Origin of the sequence: Halomonas sp. KM072, assembly GCF_050710315.1 — a bacterium.
GTDB classification, from domain to species: Bacteria; Pseudomonadota; Gammaproteobacteria; order Pseudomonadales; family Halomonadaceae; genus Vreelandella; species Vreelandella hamiltonii.
In genome coordinates this window covers 1,606,482-1,624,210 of sequence record NZ_CP136132.1, presented here as the reverse complement: position 1 = coordinate 1,624,210, position 17,729 = coordinate 1,606,482, and the positions used below count along the sequence as shown (strand labels likewise).

General features: G+C 61.3%; 15 protein-coding genes. 13 read left to right on the top strand and 2 right to left on the bottom strand.

All coding sequences use genetic code 11. The annotated features are described in order from the left end of the window. Positions 1 to 40: 40 nt before the first annotated feature. From mrdA to lipB, 7 genes are all read left to right on the top strand, one after another. Positions 41 to 1,948, top strand: coding sequence for a penicillin-binding protein 2 (mrdA, locus tag RVM26_RS07620; protein ID WP_498941552.1), 1,908 nt, complete (start codon positions 41 to 43; stop codon positions 1,946 to 1,948). Beyond that, positions 1,948 to 3,111 carry an FtsW/RodA/SpoVE family cell cycle protein gene (gene rodA, locus RVM26_RS07615; RefSeq protein WP_498941551.1) on the top strand — a complete coding sequence of 388 codons (1,164 nt, stop codon included), beginning with the start codon at positions 1,948 to 1,950 and terminating at the stop codon, positions 3,109 to 3,111. The genes mrdA and rodA overlap by 1 nt, the downstream gene beginning before the upstream one ends. Positions 3,112 to 3,156: 45 nt before the next feature. Then, positions 3,157 to 4,182, top strand: a complete 1,026-nt coding sequence (gene mltB, locus RVM26_RS07610; RefSeq protein WP_498941550.1) for a lytic murein transglycosylase — start codon at positions 3,157 to 3,159, stop codon at positions 4,180 to 4,182. Then, positions 4,175 to 5,152 (top strand): septal ring lytic transglycosylase RlpA family protein, encoded by a 978-nt coding sequence (locus RVM26_RS07605; protein ID WP_287805185.1) that lies wholly within the window; start codon positions 4,175 to 4,177, stop codon positions 5,150 to 5,152. Before mltB ends, RVM26_RS07605 begins: the two co-directional genes overlap by 8 nt. Before the next feature lie 66 nt (positions 5,153 to 5,218). Beyond that, complete coding sequence (locus RVM26_RS07600; protein ID WP_498941549.1) at positions 5,219 to 6,424, top strand: D-alanyl-D-alanine carboxypeptidase family protein; 1,206 nt, start codon at positions 5,219 to 5,221, stop codon at positions 6,422 to 6,424. Positions 6,425 to 6,551: 127 nt separating this feature from the next. Beyond that, positions 6,552 to 6,866 carry an HP0495 family protein gene (locus RVM26_RS07595; protein ID WP_039179775.1) on the top strand — a complete coding sequence of 105 codons (315 nt, stop codon included), beginning with the start codon at positions 6,552 to 6,554 and terminating at the stop codon, positions 6,864 to 6,866. Position 6,867: 1 nt separating this feature from the next. Beyond that, complete coding sequence (lipB, locus tag RVM26_RS07590) at positions 6,868 to 7,518, top strand: lipoyl(octanoyl) transferase LipB (protein WP_498941548.1); 651 nt, start codon at positions 6,868 to 6,870, stop codon at positions 7,516 to 7,518. Between the two features lie 73 nt (positions 7,519 to 7,591). Here the strand turns inward: lipB and lipA are convergent, their stop codons facing one another. Beyond that, a complete protein-coding gene (lipA, locus tag RVM26_RS07585; RefSeq protein WP_498941547.1) occupies positions 7,592 to 8,644 on the bottom strand; it encodes a lipoyl synthase in 1,053 nt (350 codons plus the stop codon). A gap of 85 nt (positions 8,645 to 8,729) precedes the next feature. Next, positions 8,730 to 9,728: a LysR family transcriptional regulator gene (locus RVM26_RS07580; RefSeq protein WP_039179984.1), complete on the bottom strand. Its 999-nt coding sequence runs from the start codon at positions 9,726 to 9,728 to the stop codon at positions 8,730 to 8,732. 226 nt (positions 9,729 to 9,954) lie between these two features. On the opposite strand from RVM26_RS07580, the gene RVM26_RS07575 reads away from it, so the two are divergent. The 6 genes from RVM26_RS07575 to RVM26_RS07550 all read left to right on the top strand — a co-directional run bounded on the left by RVM26_RS07575 (position 9,955) and on the right by RVM26_RS07550 (position 17,621). After that, positions 9,955 to 12,381 (top strand): DUF3141 domain-containing protein, encoded by a 2,427-nt coding sequence (locus RVM26_RS07575; RefSeq protein WP_498941546.1) that lies wholly within the window; start codon positions 9,955 to 9,957, stop codon positions 12,379 to 12,381. A 320-nt stretch (positions 12,382 to 12,701) separates the two neighbouring features. Next, entirely contained in the window at positions 12,702 to 15,329 is a 2,628-nt protein-coding gene (gene topA, locus RVM26_RS07570) for a type I DNA topoisomerase (protein WP_498941545.1), read from the top strand. After that, the gene (locus tag RVM26_RS07565; RefSeq protein ID WP_287805197.1) at positions 15,326 to 15,787 is read left to right on the top strand and encodes a DUF6586 family protein; all 462 of its coding nucleotides are present in this window, start codon (positions 15,326 to 15,328) and stop codon (positions 15,785 to 15,787) included. Before topA ends, RVM26_RS07565 begins: the two co-directional genes overlap by 4 nt. Before the next feature lie 60 nt (positions 15,788 to 15,847). Further along, positions 15,848 to 16,312 carry a 2-hydroxyacyl-CoA dehydratase gene (locus RVM26_RS07560; protein ID WP_498941544.1) on the top strand — a complete coding sequence of 155 codons (465 nt, stop codon included), beginning with the start codon at positions 15,848 to 15,850 and terminating at the stop codon, positions 16,310 to 16,312. Positions 16,313 to 16,498: 186 nt separating this feature from the next. Beyond that, a complete protein-coding gene (locus RVM26_RS07555; RefSeq protein ID WP_287805201.1) occupies positions 16,499 to 17,131 on the top strand; it encodes a L,D-transpeptidase family protein in 633 nt (210 codons plus the stop codon). 226 nt (positions 17,132 to 17,357) lie between these two features. After that, complete coding sequence (locus RVM26_RS07550; RefSeq protein WP_287805203.1) at positions 17,358 to 17,621, top strand: Lpp/OprI family alanine-zipper lipoprotein; 264 nt, start codon at positions 17,358 to 17,360, stop codon at positions 17,619 to 17,621. The last annotated feature ends 108 nt before the right edge of the window (positions 17,622 to 17,729 follow it).

Sequence of the window (17,729 nt, the reverse complement as noted above, 5' to 3'; positions counted from 1 at the left end):
GCCGTTGCGTTCATCGTTTGATTGAGAGTTGTCTGTTGCCATGCCCAAGCGCCGTGACACGCTAAAGAACCCTGAGCAAGAGCTGCGTATCTTCCGTGTTCGGTCGCTGCTGGCAGTGTTCGTGGTCATCGTCTTGACCGGTTTGCTGGTCGGTCGGCTGGGGTATCTGCAAATCGTCCAGCACGACCTCTACAGCACCCGCTCCGAGAAAAACCGCGTGCGGGTCGAGCCGCTGCCGCCCAATCGCGGGTTGATCTACGACCGTAACGGCGCCCTGCTGGCAGAAAATCGACCGACCTACAACCTGACGCTGGTGCGTGAGCGTGTCGACAGCCTGGAGGATACCCTGGCGCTGCTGGTGGAACTTCTGGAGCTGCCGGAAGAAGAGATCGAGGCCTTCAACATTCGTTCTCGCCAGCGCCAGCGGCCGTTTCAGCCCGCGCTGCTGATGAGCGACCTGAGTGAAGAGCAGATTGCCCGCCTGGCCATCAATCGCCACCGCCTGCCCGGGGTCGAGGTAGAAGCTCAGCTGCTGCGTTACTACCCGGATGCCGAAATGATGGTCCATGCGCTGGGCTATGTGGGGCGGATCAATGCCGAAGAGCTGCAAACCCTGGACACCGGCCGTTACGCAGGCACCCACTTTATTGGCAAGACCGGAGTGGAGCGTTTTTACGAGTCGGAATTGCACGGCCAGGCGGGCCTTCGCAAGGTCGAAACCAACGCCCGTGGCCGGGTGCTGCGCGAGCTGGGGCGTACTGACCCGGTACCCGGTGCCAACCTGACCCTGACCCTGGACCGCTCGCTTCAGATGCTCGCCTACGAGCTGCTGGAGGGTCGGCGAGGCTCCATCGTGGCCATCGTGCCGCGCACCGGGGAAATTCTGGCCATGGTGTCGACGCCTGGTTTCGATAGCAACCAGTTCGTCACCGGGATCGATGTGGCGTCTTTCCGCGCCCTGCAGGAAGACATCGACCTGCCGCTGTTCAACCGCGCCATTCGTGGCCACTACCCCCCGGGTTCCACCATCAAGCCGTTTCTGGCGCTGGCAGGGCTGGTGGAAGGGGTGATCACCCCGGACAGCACCATCAATGACCCGGGCTTCTATCAGCTGCCCAATGACTCCCGTCGCTACCGTAACTGGTTGCGGTGGGGGCATGGGCGTGTCGATATGGAACGCTCCATTGCCGTGTCGAACAACACCTACTACTACTCCCTGGCCCACGACCTTGGCATCGATCGCTTGCATGATCAGATGTCCAACTTTGGCTTCGGGCAGCGGGTCGCTCACGACGTTCAGGGAGAAAGCACCGGTTTGATGCCTTCTCGTGATTGGAAGCGCGCACGTTTCAACCAGCCCTGGTACCCGGGGGAAACCCTTTCGGTCGGTATCGGTCAGGGGTATTGGCAAATTACCCCGCTGCAACTGGCCAGTGCCACGGCGGCCTTGGCCAACCGTGGTCACTGGGTCAAGCCTCGGCTGGCGCTGCGCATTGGTGAAGACCCCGTCCCGCTGGAACTGCCGGACACGTTGCCCGACATCGACCTGGCCAATGAGAACTGGTGGGACAGAGTGTTCAACGGCATGGAGAAAGTGCTCACCGGCAGCGAAGGAACGGCAAGGCGCACCGGGGTGGGCCTGGAGTATCGCATGGGTGGCAAGTCAGGTACGGCCCAGGTGTTTTCGCTGGGCCAGGATCAGCGCTACAACGCCGAAGAGCTGGAAGAGCGGCTGCGCGACCACTCGCTGTTCATGGCCTTTGCCCCGCTGGAAGAGCCTGAAATCGCCGTATCGGTCATCGTCGAGAATGCCGGGGGCGGCAGTACCCATGCTGCCCGCATGGCGCGCGCCATGACCGATGCCTGGCTGCTGAAAGAGGCGGCGCCGGAAGCCGATGAGGTCAAGGAAGTGCTGGAAGAGGATAACGGCCGCGTGGAGGGTAACTGATGATGCCGCTGCAACTGCTGATGCGCTCTTGGCGAGGGCACCCGGTTCGCCCACCCGATAGCGGCATCGCCAGGCGCAAGAGCATTTGGGAGCGTATTCATATCGACCCTTGGCTCGTGGGCCTGCTGCTGGCGCTGATGGCGGGCGGCCTGCTGGTGCTCTACAGCGCTTCTGGGCAGCGCATCGAAGTCGTGATTGCTCAGGCCATGCGCTTTGGCTTGGCCCTGGTGGGCATGTTCGTGCTGGCACAGTTTTCCCCCACCACGTTTTTGCGCTGGGCGCCGCTGGCTTATGGCGCAGGGCTTGCCATGCTGGTGGCCGTGGAGATTGCTGGCGATATCGGCATGGGAGCCAAGCGCTGGCTGGAAATACCCGGCGTGATTCGCTTCCAGCCCTCTGAGATGATGAAGCTGGCCGTACCGCTGATGGTGGCGGCATACCTCAATCGCTGTCAGCTCCCCCCGAGGCTGCGGGACATCGCGGTGTGTGCCCTGATCATTGGCGTGCCGGTGGTCTTGACGGCGATCCAGCCAGACCTGGGAACCTCGCTCTTGATGGCCGGCGCGGCGCTGATCGTGGTGCTGCTGGCGGGGCTCTCCTGGCACTTGATTAGCCTGGTAGTGGCCCTGGTGGTGGCGGGCTTGCCGCTACTGTGGATGAACATGCACAACTACCAGCGTCAGCGGGTGCTGACCTTCCTGGATCCGGAGAGCGACCCGCTCGGCTCCGGCTGGAACATCATCCAGTCCACCACCGCCATCGGTAGCGGTGGCCTGTGGGGCAAGGGGTGGCTGGAGGGCACGCAGTCACAGCTCGAATTCCTGCCCGAGCGCCACACTGATTTCATCATTGCCGTGCTGGGCGAAGAGTTCGGCCTGGTTGGTATGCTGCTGCTGCTACTGCTGTACGTGATGATCGTCGGTCGTGGGCTGTGGTTGGCGGCGGCGTCCCAGGACACCTTTGGGCGTCTGGTGGCGGGCAGTATCATTCTGACGTTCTTCATTTATGTGTTTGTCAATGTCGGCATGGTGAGCGGCATCCTGCCCGTGGTGGGGGTGCCGCTGCCGCTGGTGAGCTACGGCGGCACCTCCAGCGTGACCTTGCTGGCCGGGTTCGGTATTCTCATGTCGATACACGCCCATCGGCGGCTATTGCCGCGTTGAATGATCAAAGTGCAGTCGACGCTTTTTCACAGGAGTGGTAAGCAAATGAACAGGGCGCGAAGAAGAGCGGGCGGGTATTTACTGGCGGCGCTGATGGCATGTTCAGCCTCGGCCAGCTGGGCGGCCGAGGAGGTCGATTTCGACCCCCGCGTCAATGAGCAGACGCGCCAACTGGTCAGTGAACTGGTGGAGCAGGGCGTACCCGAGCAGTGGCTGACGCAAGCGCTGGAGCAGGCGACATTTCGCCAGAACGTGCTGGATGCCATGGCGGGGGCGGCAGAACGGCGTCTGCGCTGGTTCGAGTATCGCGATATTTTTCTGAACCAGCAGCGTATCGAAGAAGGTGCCGAGTTCATGCGCGAGCATGCCGAGACGCTGGCGCGTGCCGAAGAATTCTTTGGTGTCGCTCCTGAGGTGATTACCGCCATCATTGGCGTGGAAACCTATTACGGGCGTCACAAAGGCACGCACAAGGTGCTCGATTCGCTGGCAACGCTGGCCTTTCATCACCCCCAGCGGGGGCGCTTCTTCCGTGGCGAGCTGGCTGCTTTCCTGGCCATTGCCTACGAGCAGGGTGTCGAGCCGGAAACGCTCTACGGCTCTTACGCCGGGGCCATGGGCTATCCGCAGTTCATTCCTACCAGTTACCAGGCCTACGCGGTCGATTTCGATGACGACGGCATTCGCGACCTGTGGAACAACCCGGTCGATGCCATCGGCAGCGTAGCCAACTACTTTGCCGAGCATGGCTGGCAGCGTGATGGCGCCATCTACCACGATGCCGTCGGCCCACAGGAAGCCCCCGAAGGCATCGCCTTCAACCAGACCTCGCGCCCCTCCTTGACCGCCGCCGACATGGTGGAGCAGGGCATCACTAGTGAGGCGCCGCTGGCCCCTGATGCCCCCGTGGTGCCGCTATTGCTGGATTTTTCAGAAGATGAGCAAGGCTACCGTCTGGGTGAATTCAACTTCTATGTGATTACTCGCTACAATCACAGCCACCTTTACGGCATGGCCGTGGCCGAATTGGCGGACGCGATCCAGCATCAGTTTGAGAGTGAGCATGACTAACCTGTTGACCAATGCCCGTTATGTGAGCGGTTCTCTCGTGTTGGCGATGCTGGTGAGCGGCTGTGCCAGCCAAGCGCCGCAGCGTGACAGCGGCAGCGCCGCGTCGCAGCCCAGCGCTTCGCCCGTGGCCAGCGCCGCTCCCAGCGGCGAACGCTATGCCATGTCCGGCGATGCCTATCCGGTAGCACCGCCGGACGTCAGCCAGGTGCCCGATGCCGAGCCGCGCATCGAGCAGCCCTCACGTGCAGGCAATCGCCCCACCTACGAGGTGTGGGGCGAAACCTACCGTGTGCTGCCGGACTCGCGGGGCTATGCTCGCCAAGGCACGGCCTCCTGGTACGGTGAAAAATTCCACGGCTACGCCACCTCCAACGGTGAGATCTACGACATGTACAAGATGACGGCGGCGCATCGCTCGCTGCCGTTGCCGACCTTTGCCCGTGTCACCAGCCTGACCAATGGCCGTTCGGTGATCGTGCGCGTCAATGACCGTGGCCCTTTCCACAGTGATCGCGAAATCGACCTTTCCTACGCCGCTGCGGCTCGGCTGGGCATTCTGGACGATGGCACGGGGCCTGTTCGCGTCGAGGCCATCGACCCTGCGCAATGGTTGGCAGAGCGTGGTCGAGGTGGGGAGGCGACCCGCTCGACGGTGGCAAGCGCACCGGTACCCGCGGCGTCGGCACCGAGTATCGAGAGCGCTCCGGCTGCGCCAGCGTCTTCCCCTTCGCCAGCGCCCGCTCAGGCAAGCGGCGACGGCATCTTCCTGCAAATTGCCGCGTTAGGCACGGCAGAGGGTGCCCAGCAATTGCAGCAGCGCCTTTCTGGGGAGTTGGCCCACGGCGTGCGTGTGAAAAGCGAGGCCGAGGTGCATCGTGTTCAGGTAGGGCCCGTCAGTCCTGCCCAGGAAAACCAGGCCCGAGAAGATCTGCGCCGGGCGGGCTTTCCTCAAGTGTTTATAGTGCGATAATGCGTTCCAATTTAGTCACCCGGCAGCGTCACCCTGCTGCCACCCAATGTAAGTGAGACGTGTGTGATGAATGTATTGATATCGATTCGCCGGACCGCCAAGCTGTGTCTTTTTGCTGCCATGACCGTCGTGGCGATCCCTGCTTCGGCGCAGGTGATTCCTCAGCCGCAACCCCAGACCATCATTCCTGCACCTCCACAGCTGGCGGCCAGCTCGTGGATTCTGATGGATGCCAATAGCGGACGTATTCTCGCCGAGCACAATTCCGACGAGCGCCTGCCGCCGGCGAGCCTGACCAAGCTGATGACCGCCTACCTGGTCGAGCGGGAGCTGGACCGTGGCACCATCAACCTGACCGACATGGTCAATATCAGCGAAAATGCCTGGCGTACCGGTGGCTCCAAGATGTTCATCGAGGTGGGCGACCGCGTATCGGTGGAAAATCTGCTGCACGGTATCATCATCGTGTCCGGCAACGATGCCAGCGTGGCCATGGCCGAGCATCTGGCCGGCGGCGAAGCGCCGTTCGCCGACCTGATGAACCAGCATGCCACGCGCCTGGGCATGCACAACACCAATTTCCAGAACGCCACCGGGTTGCCGGGTGACCAGCACTACTCCACGGCGCGAGACATGGCCATCCTGTCTCAGTACATCATCAACGACTACCCTGACCACTACGCCATCTACTCACAGCGCAACTTCTCCTTTGGCGGCATCGACCAGCCCAATCGCAACCGTCTGCTGTGGCGTGACCCGTCGGTGGATGGTCTGAAAACCGGCTGGACCACCGAAGCGGGCTACTGCCTGGTGTCGTCTGCCGAGCGTGATGGCATGCGCCTGATCTCCGTGGTCATGGGCACCAGCTCCGAAGAGGCTCGCGCCCAGGAAACCCAGAAGCTGCTGAGCTACGGATTCCGCTTCTATGAAACCATGAAGCTCTATGAGCGCGGTGCCGTATTGGCCACGCCGCGGGTGTGGGGTGGTGACACCAATGAACTACGCGTGGGTGTCGATGGTGAAGTCTTCATGACGCTGCCGCGCAACCGCAACGAAGAGCTGCGCGCGCGTCTGAATCTGGATAGCGACCTGAGTGCGCCCGTCGCCGTTGGCGACGAAGTCGGTACTCTGGAAGTCTACCTGGGTGACGAAATGGTCGGCGAGCGCCAGCTGGTGGCGCTGGAAAACGTCGAAGAGGGCGGCCTGTTCAAGCGCTTCTTCGATCAGGTGCAGCGCTTCTTCAGCAACCTGATCGGCAACTTCAGAAGCTGACGAGCCTCGAGCACCGCAGGCCGACGTGGCCTGCCTGCGGTGCTCCAGCCTCCCGGTCGCAACCAGAAGCTCTGGCGTCATCGTCAGGGTTTCATTCGTTTTAGCATTCGTCATAGATAGGCAACTCATGAAAAAAGATACCAAGTCTCCGCTGCGTGACCTGCGCCAGCCCTCCACGGCCAGTGAGCCGCCCAAGATCACTTTTCCCTGCGACTACTCGCTCAAGGTGGTAGGCGATGCGGCGGATGATTTTCCCGCTTGTGTATGCCAGGTCATCGTCAAGCACGCGCCGGATTTCGACGAAACCACCCTGCAGGTGGTGGATAGTCGCAATGGCCGCTTCCAATCGGTACGGGTGACCATCGTGGCGACCGGTGAACAACAGCTGGCCAGCCTGTTCGATGAGCTGAAAGCCACGGGCCGCGTGCACATGGTGGTGTGACATGAGCCCCGCACCCATCGAGCTGCGCCGCCTGGGGCGTCGGCCCTACCAGCCTGTCTGGGAAGCCATGCGCGAGCTCACCGACTGCCGTGACGAGCATACGCCCGACCAGTTCTGGCTGGTCGAGCACGACCCGGTCTTCACTCAGGGGCAGGCGGGCCAACCCGAACATTTGCTGATGCCGGGCGATATCCCGGTGGTCAATACCGACCGTGGCGGCCAAGTGACCTACCACGGGCCTGGGCAAGTGGTGCTTTACCCGTTGCTGGACGTGCGGCGTGGCAAGATCGGTGTGCGTGAGCTGGTCAGCGCCCTGGAAAATGCGGTGATCGACGTGCTGGCCCGCCATGGTGTCGATGCCTGGGCCAAGCCGGATGCGCCGGGCGTGTATACCCGCACGGTGATGGGGGAGGCCAAGATTGCATCGCTGGGGCTGCGCATTCGTCGAGGGGCCAGTTACCACGGTGTTGCATTGAACGTGGACGGCGACCTGTCGCCGTTTGGGCGCATCAACCCCTGTGGCTATGCAGGTATGCAGGTGACGCGCTTGGGCGATCTGGTGACGCTGGACGATGGCGCAGATATCGGGGGGGCACTGGCCCTGGCGCTGGCGGAGCAGCTAGGCCGATCACTGGTGGATTCGGCGTCGTGATCGAGTAAGTGCTGCAAAAGACGGATTCACCGGCATGCCGAAAGGGGCATGCCGGTGACATTCGTGCGGGGTGTCAGCCGACGTTGAAGGCCGGAATACGGTTGCTGCCGGTTTCCTGGCCAGGCACTGCGGCAGGGGCGGCCAGGCCCAGGTTGTTCTTTTCGAACACGCGGTCGGCGCGGTAGCTCGAACGTACCAGTGGGCCGGAGGGAACCTCCATAAAGCCTTTCTCGAGGCCCAGCACGCGATAGCGCTCGAACTCTTCCGGCGTGACATAGCGCTCTACCGCCAGATGGTTCTTGGTGGGGCGCAGGTACTGCCCCAGCGTGACGATATCTACACCGATGGCGCGCAGGTCGTCGAACGTCTGCAGAATCTCTTCTTCCGTTTCACCCAGCCCCAGCATCAGGCTGGTCTTGGTGATCACGTCCGGGCGGTGGCGCTTGGCATGGGCCAATACGTCCAGCGTCTTGCGGTAACCGGCACGCGGGTCGCGTACCTTGGAGGTCAGCCGCTCCACGGTTTCCACGTTCTGGGCAAACACTTCCAGACCGGAGTCGACCACGCGCTCGATGGCGGCCTGATCACCGTCGAAATCCGGCGTCAAAGCCTCCACCACGACCTCGGGGGTGCGTGCCTTGATGGCGCGAATGCACGAGGCGTAGTGCGTGGCACCGCCATCTTCCAGGTCATCCCGGTCGACCGAGGTCAGCACGATATAGCGCAGGCCCATCAGCTCGACGGACTTGGCGGTATTCTCGGGCTCTTCCTTGTCCAGCCAACCCTTGGGATTGCCGGTGTCCACCGCGCAGAAGCGGCAGGCGCGGGTACAGACGGAGCCCATCAGCATGATGGTCGCGGTGCCGTTGCTCCAGCACTCGCCCATGTTGGGGCAGTGGGATTCGGCGCACACCGTGCTCAGCCGGTGAGTCGATACGTTTTTCTTGACGGCTTCGAAACGCTCGCCGCCTGGAATCTGGGCGCGCAGCCATTTGGGCTTGCGTTCAAGGGCGGGCGCATCGGCCTGCGCCTTGCGCTGCTTCATGCCGTCCTTGATCACCGTCATGCCGTGTTCGTTGCGGAATTTTTCGCCGCTGGGCACGCGCTGGGAAGGGGTGTTGCTCATAGGAGAGAGCCTCGAGTCACGCTAACTGATACGTAGGTGGTAGATAATGTAACATATCTGGCAATCAACAAGACACCGTCGCGCATCACGGGGTCTGTTCGACGCTCAGGCCAGGCAGGCAGGAAACGCCGTGGCTGGGGAGGGGGCTGGGGGGCGCCTGGAAATGCGCACGCAGCTCGCTGAGGTGTTCGCGGGTGAAACGCAAGAACAGCTCCGCCACCGGCGTGGGAAAGTGGTCACGGCGATAGACGGTGCACCAGGCGCGGCGGATCGGAAAGTGGGGCAGCGCCAGCGTGGCCAGCAGCCCCTGTTCCAGCTCCAGCTGAATGGCCATGCGCGGCAGTACCGCCACGCCCAGATGCGCCATCACGCCTTGTTTGATCGCTTCGTTGGTGCCCAGCTCGATACGGTGGGGCAGCCCGACTTCCTGATCGACCGCCAGCTGCTCGAAGGCGCTGCGCACGCCTGACCCCGGCTCACGCATCAATACATAGTGGCGGGCAAAGTCCGAGAGGGTAGGGTTGGCCAGTTGGAGCAGCGGATGCTCCGGCCATACCACGGCCACCAGCTCATTTTCCAATACCGGCATGACCACCAAGCCATCGTCCTCCGGCACCATGGCCATGATGACCACGTCATCCTGCTGGTCGGCGAGGCGCTCCAGTGCCTGGCTGCGGTTGCATACTTTCAGGCGCAGCTGCACATCGGGGTAGCGGGCGCGAAAGCGTGACAGCAGGTAGGGCACCACGTATTGGGCAGAAGAAACCGCTGCAATGCTCAACTTGCCGCTGATCTTGCCGTTAATATCTGAAAGGTGCATCTGCAGGCGCGAGAGCTGCCCGAAGATTTCCCGAGTGGAAAGCGCCAGCGTATCCGCCGCAGGCAGTACATGCAGGGTTTTACCGGCATAGCGAAACAGCGGCTGCCCCAGTGCCTGTTCCAGCTGGCGAATCTGGGCGCTCACGGCGGGTTGAGTCAGGCCCAGCTGTTCGGCGGCACGCGAATACGAGCGCTGGCGATGTACGGCCTGAAACACCTGCAGTTGGCGAAACGTCAAGCGGTTGAGCAGCGACGGGGATGACATAACCACCTCGAGGTAAACGTGCTCGGTCAGCGTCAGCGACGCCCAAGCGCGTGGATCCATGTCGAAATGCTACCATCCTTTGCCCGCTAACGCCTTGAATCGCTGTCGCTCGATGGTTCATGCATGGGTAATGATCGACGTCTGGCAAGGAGTGCCCTAAACTATATTGCATTGCAGCATCATGGCTTCGGGCTTGGTGCCCCGCATCAACCCCACGGGAGACTCTATGAACTTTCTCGCTAATCCCTTGCTTTCCCCCACTCTGGTCAACAGCGCGCTGACGAGCATGATGGACCCCTTCGGGTTTGGCCGTGCTGCCTTGAGCTACTGGCGCGACAGCGTCGAGCGCAACGTGCTGTACTGGGATGTGATGCGCGAACGGGGCAACCAGTACCTGGCCCATATGGAGCAGACCAAGCCCAACGTGCTGGGGTTCGATACCGAAGTACTGATGGATGGGCGGACGCTGCCCAACCCGACCAATTACGAACTGCTGCGCGTATTGCCCAAGGGCGATACGGTCACCGACCCCAGCAAGCGCCCGTTCGTGGTGGTCGACCCACGGGCCGGGCATGGCCCAGGCATCGGCGGCTTCAAGCCCGACAGCGAACTGGGCGTGGCGCTCAAGGCGGGCCATCCCTGCTACTTCATTGGCTTTCTGCCCTTTCCCGAGCCCGGTCAGACGGTCGAGGATGTGGTCGAAGCCGAAATCGCTTTCCTGCGTCATGTCATCGAGCTGCATCCAGAAACCACTGAAAAGCCGATGGTGATAGGCAACTGTCAGGCGGGCTGGCAGATCATGATGGCGGCGGCACTGGAGCCCGGCGTGTTCGGACCCATCCTGATTGCCGGTGCGCCGCTCTCTTACTGGGCGGGCGAGCACGGCAAGGCGCCGATGCGCTATACCGGCGGCATGGTGGGCGGTAGCTGGATCACGGCGCTGACCAGTGACATGGGCAATGGCCTGTTCGATGGCGCCTGGCTGGTGCAGAACTTCGAGCGCCTGAACCCAGCCAACACCTACTGGAAAAAGCAGTACCACTTGTACGCCAATATCGACACCGAAACCTCGCGTTATCTTGAGTTCGAGCGCTGGTGGGGTGGTCATGTGGTGCTGGGTGGGGAAGAAATCCAGTACATCGTCGATAATCTGTTCGTGGGCAACCGGCTCTCCACGGCCCAGCTGGTGACCCGCGACGGGCGGCGCATCGATCTGCGCAACGTACGTTCGCCGGTGGTGGTGTTCTGCTCCCGTGGCGACGACATTACCCCGCCGCCGCAGGCGCTGGGATGGATCCGTGACCTGTACGAAGGCGAAGAGGACATCATCGCCAACGACCAGACCATCATCTACTGCCTGCATGACACCACGGGCCATCTGGGAATCTTCGTTTCCGGCAGCGTTTCCCGCAAGGAACACTCCGAATTCACGGCCAATATGGATTACATCGACGTGATGCCGCCAGGGCTTTACGAAACGACGATTTCCCATGCCAGTGAACGAGCCGATGCCGAGCTGATCGAGCGTGACTACCTGCTCGAATTCAATCCGCGCAACTTCGAGGAGTTGGATCGGGATGTCATGCACAAGCCCGAAGATGACCGCCGTTTCGCCACCGTTGCACGCATCTCGGAGATCAATCTCGGGCTGTATCGGATTTACATGCAGCCCTGGCTGCAGGCGGTAATGACGCCCGAGGCCGCACGCTGGATCCGACGCATGCACCCCATTCGCCTGGGCTACAAGCTGCTGTCGGACCGTAACCCGCTGAGCGTGCCGCTGCCGGTGATGGCCGATTACGTGCGCAAGCATCGTGAGCCGGTAGGGCAGGACAACGTGTTCAAGGCGTTCGAAACCATGGCCTCGGATCAGATCGTCGCCAGCCTCAATGCCTGGCGCGATTTCAGGGACAGCAGCACCGAGCGGCTGTTCATGGATATCTATGGCCAGCCACTGCTGCAGGCGGCCGTCGGGCTTTATGGTGATGCCCATGTGCATCGTCGTCGTCCGGGTGCCGAGCCGGAGCATCGTCGCTTCATCCAGCATCAGCAGGACGAGCTGCGCAAGCAAATCACCCAAGGTGGCCCGCATGAAGCCGTGATGCGAGCGGTGATCTACGTGCTGGGCGGTGCGCCCGCCACCGACGAGCGCAACTTCAAGCGGTTGCGAGCCTCGCGTGCGAAGCTCGAGCCCAGTAGCTCGCTGAGCGAGTTCAAGCGCCTGGTGCGTGAGCAGTTCTTCATTCTCAAGCTGGATCGTGAACAGGCCCTGAGCACGCTGCCCGTGTTGCTGGAAGGTGAGGACAATGCGGCCATCGATGGTCACCTGGAGCATCTGGAGCACGTGTTCTCGGCCAGCGGTGAGCTGACTGCCCATGCCGCCGAGCGTTTCGAACAGGTCAAGGCGCTGTTTGGTCAAGCGCGTCCTGTGCTGCCTGCAACCGTCCAAAGCTCGGAGGCTGAACCTGACACCAAACCTCAGGTCAAGCCTGAGAACAAGCCAGAAGCCAAGGCCGAAGTCGTCACCGACACCGAGGGCGCGACCACTCAAGAAGCCAAGCCTTCGGCGGCATCTTCAGCCCCTGCCGCGGCCGCTAAAAAGACTGCGGCCAGGTCAGCCAATGCGCGGCGCGGAACGTCACGCAAGCACTAGTCGTCTCGTGCCATCACCGCCGACGCCCCCGCTTTTCAGCGGGGGCGATTGGTTGGAGAACCCCGCTTTAGGTTGCCGAGTGCTATACGGCAGTCTAGTGTCTAGCTACTCGATATAAAAAAGCATGGTCGATTGCGACGGCCTCTTCGAGGAGGCACTACCTCATCGTGTGTGCCGCTGCACAAGGTTGCTACTAGCGCTTGGGCAAGGGCTGGGGTAGGGTAGGCGCATTTTTCTCATGGTCGCCAAGGCATGATTTGGGGCGACAACGTATTTAGCGCCGTGGCGATAGCGCCTCGGCATCAGGAAAGTGGAGCACTATGGGCAAGTCACTGGTCATCGTCGAATCGCCCGCGAAAGCGAAGACGATTAACAAGTATCTCGGCAACGATTTCATCGTGAAGTCGAGCGTGGGTCACATCCGTGACCTGCCGACCAGCGGCTCGGGTAAGGCAGCCTCCGACCCAAAGGAGCGCGCTCGCCAGGCCGCGGCAACGCGCAAGATGTCAGCGGAAGAGAAAGCCGAGTACAAGCAGCGCAAGGCCCACGACCAGTTGATTCGCCGCATGGGTATCGACCCGGACAATGGCTGGGCGGCCAACTATGACATTCTGCCCGGCAAGGAAAAGGTCGTGGCCGAGCTGAAGAAGCTGGCCGAGAAAGCCGATGCCGTCTACCTCGCCACGGATTTGGACCGCGAGGGGGAGGCCATTGCCTGGCACCTGCGGGAAACCATCGGTGGTGACGACAGCCGCTACAAACGCGTGGTGTTCAACGAAATCACCAAGAATGCCATCCAGGATGCCTTCAAGACCCCCGGTGTGTTGAACATCCCCCGTGTGGAAGCTCAGCAGGCGCGCCGTTTCCTCGACCGCGTGGTGGGCTTCATGCTCTCGCCGCTGCTGTGGGCCAAGATTGCCCGCGGCCTGTCTGCCGGCCGTGTACAGTCGGTGGCCGTGCGCTTGATCGTCGAGCGTGAGCGGGAAATTCGTGCCTTCATCCCCGAAGAGTTCTGGGACGTGCATGCGGACCTGGTCTCGCCCGAGGGTGAGCTGGTGCGTTTTGCTTTGGCGCGGCAGGATGGCCAGGCCTTCCGCCCCACTTCGGAAAAAGAGACCCTGGAGCGAATTGCCAAGCTGCGCAAGGCCAAATTGTCGATCACGTCGCGCGAAGACAAACCGACACGCTCCAAGCCCACCGCTCCCTTCATTACCTCGACGCTGCAGCAGGCTGCCAGCGGGCGGCTAGGGTTCTCGGTCAAGAAGACCATGACCATGGCCCAGCGGCTGTATGAAGCTGGCTACATCACTTATATGCGTACCGACTCGACCAATTTGTCCAAGGATGCGGTCGAGAGCGTGCGTTCGTTTATTGGTGATGAGTATGGGGAGCGCTACCTGCCCGAAGCGCCCAACCGCTACAGCAGCAAAGAGAGTGCACAGGAAGCCCACGAAGCGATCCGCCCCTCCAGCGTGGAGCGCAAGTCCACGGATCTGGTGGGCATGGAGCGTGACGCCGAGCGCCTGTATGAGCTGATCTGGCGGCAGTTCGTGGCCTGCCAGATGACCCCGGCGGAATATCTTTCCAGCACCCTGAGTGTCGAGGTCGATGGCTACGAGCTGCGTGCCAAAGGGCGCGTGCTCAAGTTCGATGGTTACACCCGAGTCATGAAGCCGACCGGCAAGAACGAGGATCAGACCCTCCCCGACCTGCCCACCGGCACGCCCATGGGGCTCGAAGTGCTCGACCCTCAGCAGCACTTCACCAAGCCGCCTGCACGTTACACCGAAGCCAGCCTGGTCAAGGAGCTGGAGAAGCAGGGCATCGGGCGTCCATCTACCTACGCCTCGATCATTTCCACTATTCAGGATCGGGGTTATGTGAAGCTGGAAAGCCGCCGCTTCTATGCCGAAAAGCTGGGCGATATCGTCACCGAGCGCCTCAAGGAGTCGTTCCCGGACCTGATGGATTACTCCTTCACGGCGCGCATGGAAGACAGCCTGGACGAAGTCGCCGAGGGCGAGCGCAACTGGCGGGCGCTGCTGGATGCTTTCTACGACGAGTTTCGTCGTGAGCTGGCCAAGGCCGAGAGCGATGAAGGGATGCGCCCCAATCAGCCGGTGGCGACCAACATCGACTGCCCCAGCTGTGGCCGTCAGATGCAGATTCGAACCGCTTCCACCGGTGTGTTCCTGGGGTGCAGCGGCTACAACCTGCCGCCCAAGGAGCGTTGCAAGACCACCATCGACCTCATTCCCGGTGAAGAAGCCGTGGCTGAAGATGCCGGGGAAGAGGCAGAGACCGATGCGCTGCGCGCCAAGCGTCGCTGCCCGAAGTGTGGCACGGCCATGGACAACTATCTGATCGACGAAACCCGCAAGCTGCATATCTGTGGCAACAGCCCGGATTGCGATGGTTACGAAGTCGAGGGCGGCAAATTCAAGATCAAAGGCTACGATGGCCCGCTGATCGAATGCGACAAGTGTGGCTCGGACATGCAGCTCAAGACCGGACGCTTCGGTAAATATTTCGGCTGCACCAACAGCGAGTGCAAGAACACCCGCAAGCTGCTGCGCAGCGGCGAAGTGGCACCGCCCAAGATGGACCCGATTCCCATGCCGGAGCTGGCCTGTCAGAAGGTGGAAGACCACTACGTGCTGCGTGATGGTGCCAGCGGCCTGTTCCTGGCGGCCAGCAAGTTCCCCAAGAACCGTGAAACACGCCCGCCGCTGGTTCACGAGCTGAAGGCCCATGCCGACGAGCTGCCCGAGAAGTACCACTTCCTGCTCAAGGCACCCAGCGAAGACCCGGACGGCCGCCCGGCGCAGATTCGTTACTCACGCAAGAATAAAGAGCAGTACGTGATGACCGATGAAGAGGGCAAGGCCACGGGCTGGAAAGCCACCTACGAAGGCGGTAAATGGCACGTGGAGGACAAGCGCAAGTGAGTGCCCGTTCGCGTACTAACCAGCTCGTCTATCAAGCTGAGCTGATGATTGGGCTTCCGGTGGGCGATGACGAGCACGCTGCTGCTCGTCAGATGGCGCTGGAGGAGGGCGCACTGGCGCTGTTCGAGCTGGCGCTGGTGTCGTTGTTGAAAGAGGTCACCGAGCATGCGCGCTTGCCGGATCATGACTGGCGGCGGCTGCTGGCCAGCGATGGCCCAGAGTTGGCCGAGCTGCAGCGCCTGCGTGACGAGCTGCAGCGCCCGGATAGCTGGCTGGCGTGGCTCACAGCGCAACTGGAGAAGCTGCATGGCGACGAGGGCGCAGCCCGGCGTCAGGTGCATAACCCCGCCATGATCGCCGTAGGCGCTCAGGCGTCCCTGGGCGAGCAATTGCTGGAACATCTTCAGTCGGCGAAGCGTGAAATGGCGCTGCTCAGGGAGACTAGCCTGGAGTGGTAGGCTTGAAAAATGGCCGATCATGTCCATGCTATGGAGTGTGTCACTCAACAGGAGGCAAGGATGCGATACAACCAAGTGAAGGATCTGATGCAGTGGGCTGCTGGCTATCATGAGCGTATGGCGCGTCAGTACAGCGCAGCAGCCGATGCGGCAGAGCACGAACGGCTGGCCATGGCGCTCAACTATCTCGCCAGCAGTGAATTGACCATGAAGTCCGGGCTGGAGGCGCTGTTTCACGATGGCTCGGATCAGCGCGAAGTGCTGGAGCTATGGTTCGACGAGTCCGGCGATTTTCCTCAGCCGCCGATGCTGGAAGCCTTGGCTGAGCGGGACGTGGCCGGTTCACTGGATGAGTTGACCGCCACGGCCGTGGAGTCGCACGAGCAGCTTCAGGCCCTTTATGAGCATCGCGCCTCGCGGGCCAGAGTGGCCCCTGAGGAAACGTTCTTTACGACCTTGGCCCAAGGGCATGCCGCCGAAGCGCGCAAGCTGGTGGCTAGCCTGCAAGAGCTGGAGGGCGTCTAGCGCCAGGTCTGCAAAGCTACGTTGAAGCACAGTGGGCGGTTGAGATGGCGGGTATTTTGGGCGTTTATTGTGGGGTCGATACGCTGACAAAAGCCGTATGAATAGGGTATAACAGCCTCCATCCATGCGTTATCGGTCGGCCTTGGCTTACCTGTTGTCGAGCCGACCCCATTTTCGAGAGCAACAATGATGCCTGTAAACCGTCGCCGATTTTTGGCGCTGGCACTGGGCTGGCCTGTAGTGGCCAGTGCAGCGGCTACCAGTGCCCTGCCTGATTACGAGCCTACCGATCTGGTCGCCACCTTGCTGGCCAGGGCAGATGTGCCACGCCACAGCAACGAGGTGTGGGTGCTGGTAGACGACAAGGAGGCGACGCTGAGCGTGTTTCGTGGTCATGCGCTGCTGGAGCGGTTCGCGCCGGTATCGCTAGGCCGTGGGGGCGCCAGAACGCATCGTATACGCGGCGGTAACGTGACGCCGCTGGGTGAGTTCAGAATTAATCGATTTAATTTCGAAAGCCAGTGGCATATCTTTATTGGTATCGATTATCCTACGCCACCTCACGCGCGCATGGCGCTCGAAAAAGGCATCTACTCCCAGGCGGACTACGAGGCCTATTTCGACCACTATCGGCGTTACGGCTCCCCACCGCAGGATACCGCGCTGGGGGGAGCCATTGGGATTCACGGCATTGGCCGAGGAGACCCCGATATCCATGGCAACTTCCACTGGACCCAAGGGTGTGTGGCAGTGACCAATGAGCAAATCGAGCGGGTTGCCGAGCTAGTAGGAGTTGGCACACGCGTGGTGATCCGCTAGGCTTACGTTGTTGAAGGAAGTTCCAGGTTTTTGGACACGCGACTATAGACAACCGCTGTGGTCTATTATAAAACAGCGTTTGACTTGCGTACCCCACGGGTAAGCCCTGGTACAAGTCGGTGAAAAGAACCTGCATCGCAGGTAGACAAATCTAAGCTAATAATTTAGCTTTATTTTTTGTCATACCCTTAAACGTAGTACCCAAGGAAGACTCAAGGAGAACATCATGACTCTTAAGACTGCTCTGAAAATGACCGCCGCTGCCGCTTCTCTGGCAATCCTGGCTGGCTGTGCTTCTACCAGCGCTCTGGAAGAAGTTCGCATGACTGCTGAATCTGCACAAGCTGACGCTGCAGAAGCTCGCAGCATGGCTTCACAGTCTCTGAACACTGCAAACCAGGCTCAGCGCGACGCGCAAGCTGCCCTGCAGATGTCTGAGCAGAACCGTGAAGAAATGAACCGCATGTTCCAGCGTTCCATGCAGAAGTAATTCTGCTTGGGTCGTCAGGTTCGTCAAGAACCCGACGGCTGCTGTTAGATGTGAAAAAACCCCGCCAACTGGCGGGGTTTTTTTTGACGTTTTTTCAGATTTAGCCTT

Excerpts from the sequence above, each read along its gene's own strand:
- mrdA (WP_498941552.1), top strand. The coding sequence starts at position 41 with ATGCCCAAGCGCCGTGACACGCTAAAGAACCCTGAGCAAGAGCTGCGT.
- rodA (WP_498941551.1), top strand. The coding sequence starts at position 1,948 with ATGATGCCGCTGCAACTGCTGATGCGCTCTTGGCGAGGGCACCCGGTT.
- mltB (WP_498941550.1), top strand. The coding sequence starts at position 3,157 with ATGAACAGGGCGCGAAGAAGAGCGGGCGGGTATTTACTGGCGGCGCTG.
- RVM26_RS07605 (WP_287805185.1), top strand. The coding sequence starts at position 4,175 with ATGACTAACCTGTTGACCAATGCCCGTTATGTGAGCGGTTCTCTCGTG.
- RVM26_RS07600 (WP_498941549.1), top strand. The coding sequence starts at position 5,219 with ATGAATGTATTGATATCGATTCGCCGGACCGCCAAGCTGTGTCTTTTT.
- RVM26_RS07595 (WP_039179775.1), top strand. The coding sequence starts at position 6,552 with ATGAAAAAAGATACCAAGTCTCCGCTGCGTGACCTGCGCCAGCCCTCC.
- lipB (WP_498941548.1), top strand. The coding sequence starts at position 6,868 with ATGAGCCCCGCACCCATCGAGCTGCGCCGCCTGGGGCGTCGGCCCTAC.
- lipA (WP_498941547.1), bottom strand. The coding sequence starts at position 8,644 with ATGAGCAACACCCCTTCCCAGCGCGTGCCCAGCGGCGAAAAATTCCGC.
- RVM26_RS07580 (WP_039179984.1), bottom strand. The coding sequence starts at position 9,728 with ATGTCATCCCCGTCGCTGCTCAACCGCTTGACGTTTCGCCAACTGCAG.
- RVM26_RS07575 (WP_498941546.1), top strand. The coding sequence starts at position 9,955 with ATGAACTTTCTCGCTAATCCCTTGCTTTCCCCCACTCTGGTCAACAGC.
- topA (WP_498941545.1), top strand. The coding sequence starts at position 12,702 with ATGGGCAAGTCACTGGTCATCGTCGAATCGCCCGCGAAAGCGAAGACG.
- RVM26_RS07560 (WP_498941544.1), top strand. The coding sequence starts at position 15,848 with ATGCGATACAACCAAGTGAAGGATCTGATGCAGTGGGCTGCTGGCTAT.
- RVM26_RS07555 (WP_287805201.1), top strand. The coding sequence starts at position 16,499 with ATGATGCCTGTAAACCGTCGCCGATTTTTGGCGCTGGCACTGGGCTGG.
- RVM26_RS07550 (WP_287805203.1), top strand. The coding sequence starts at position 17,358 with ATGACTCTTAAGACTGCTCTGAAAATGACCGCCGCTGCCGCTTCTCTG.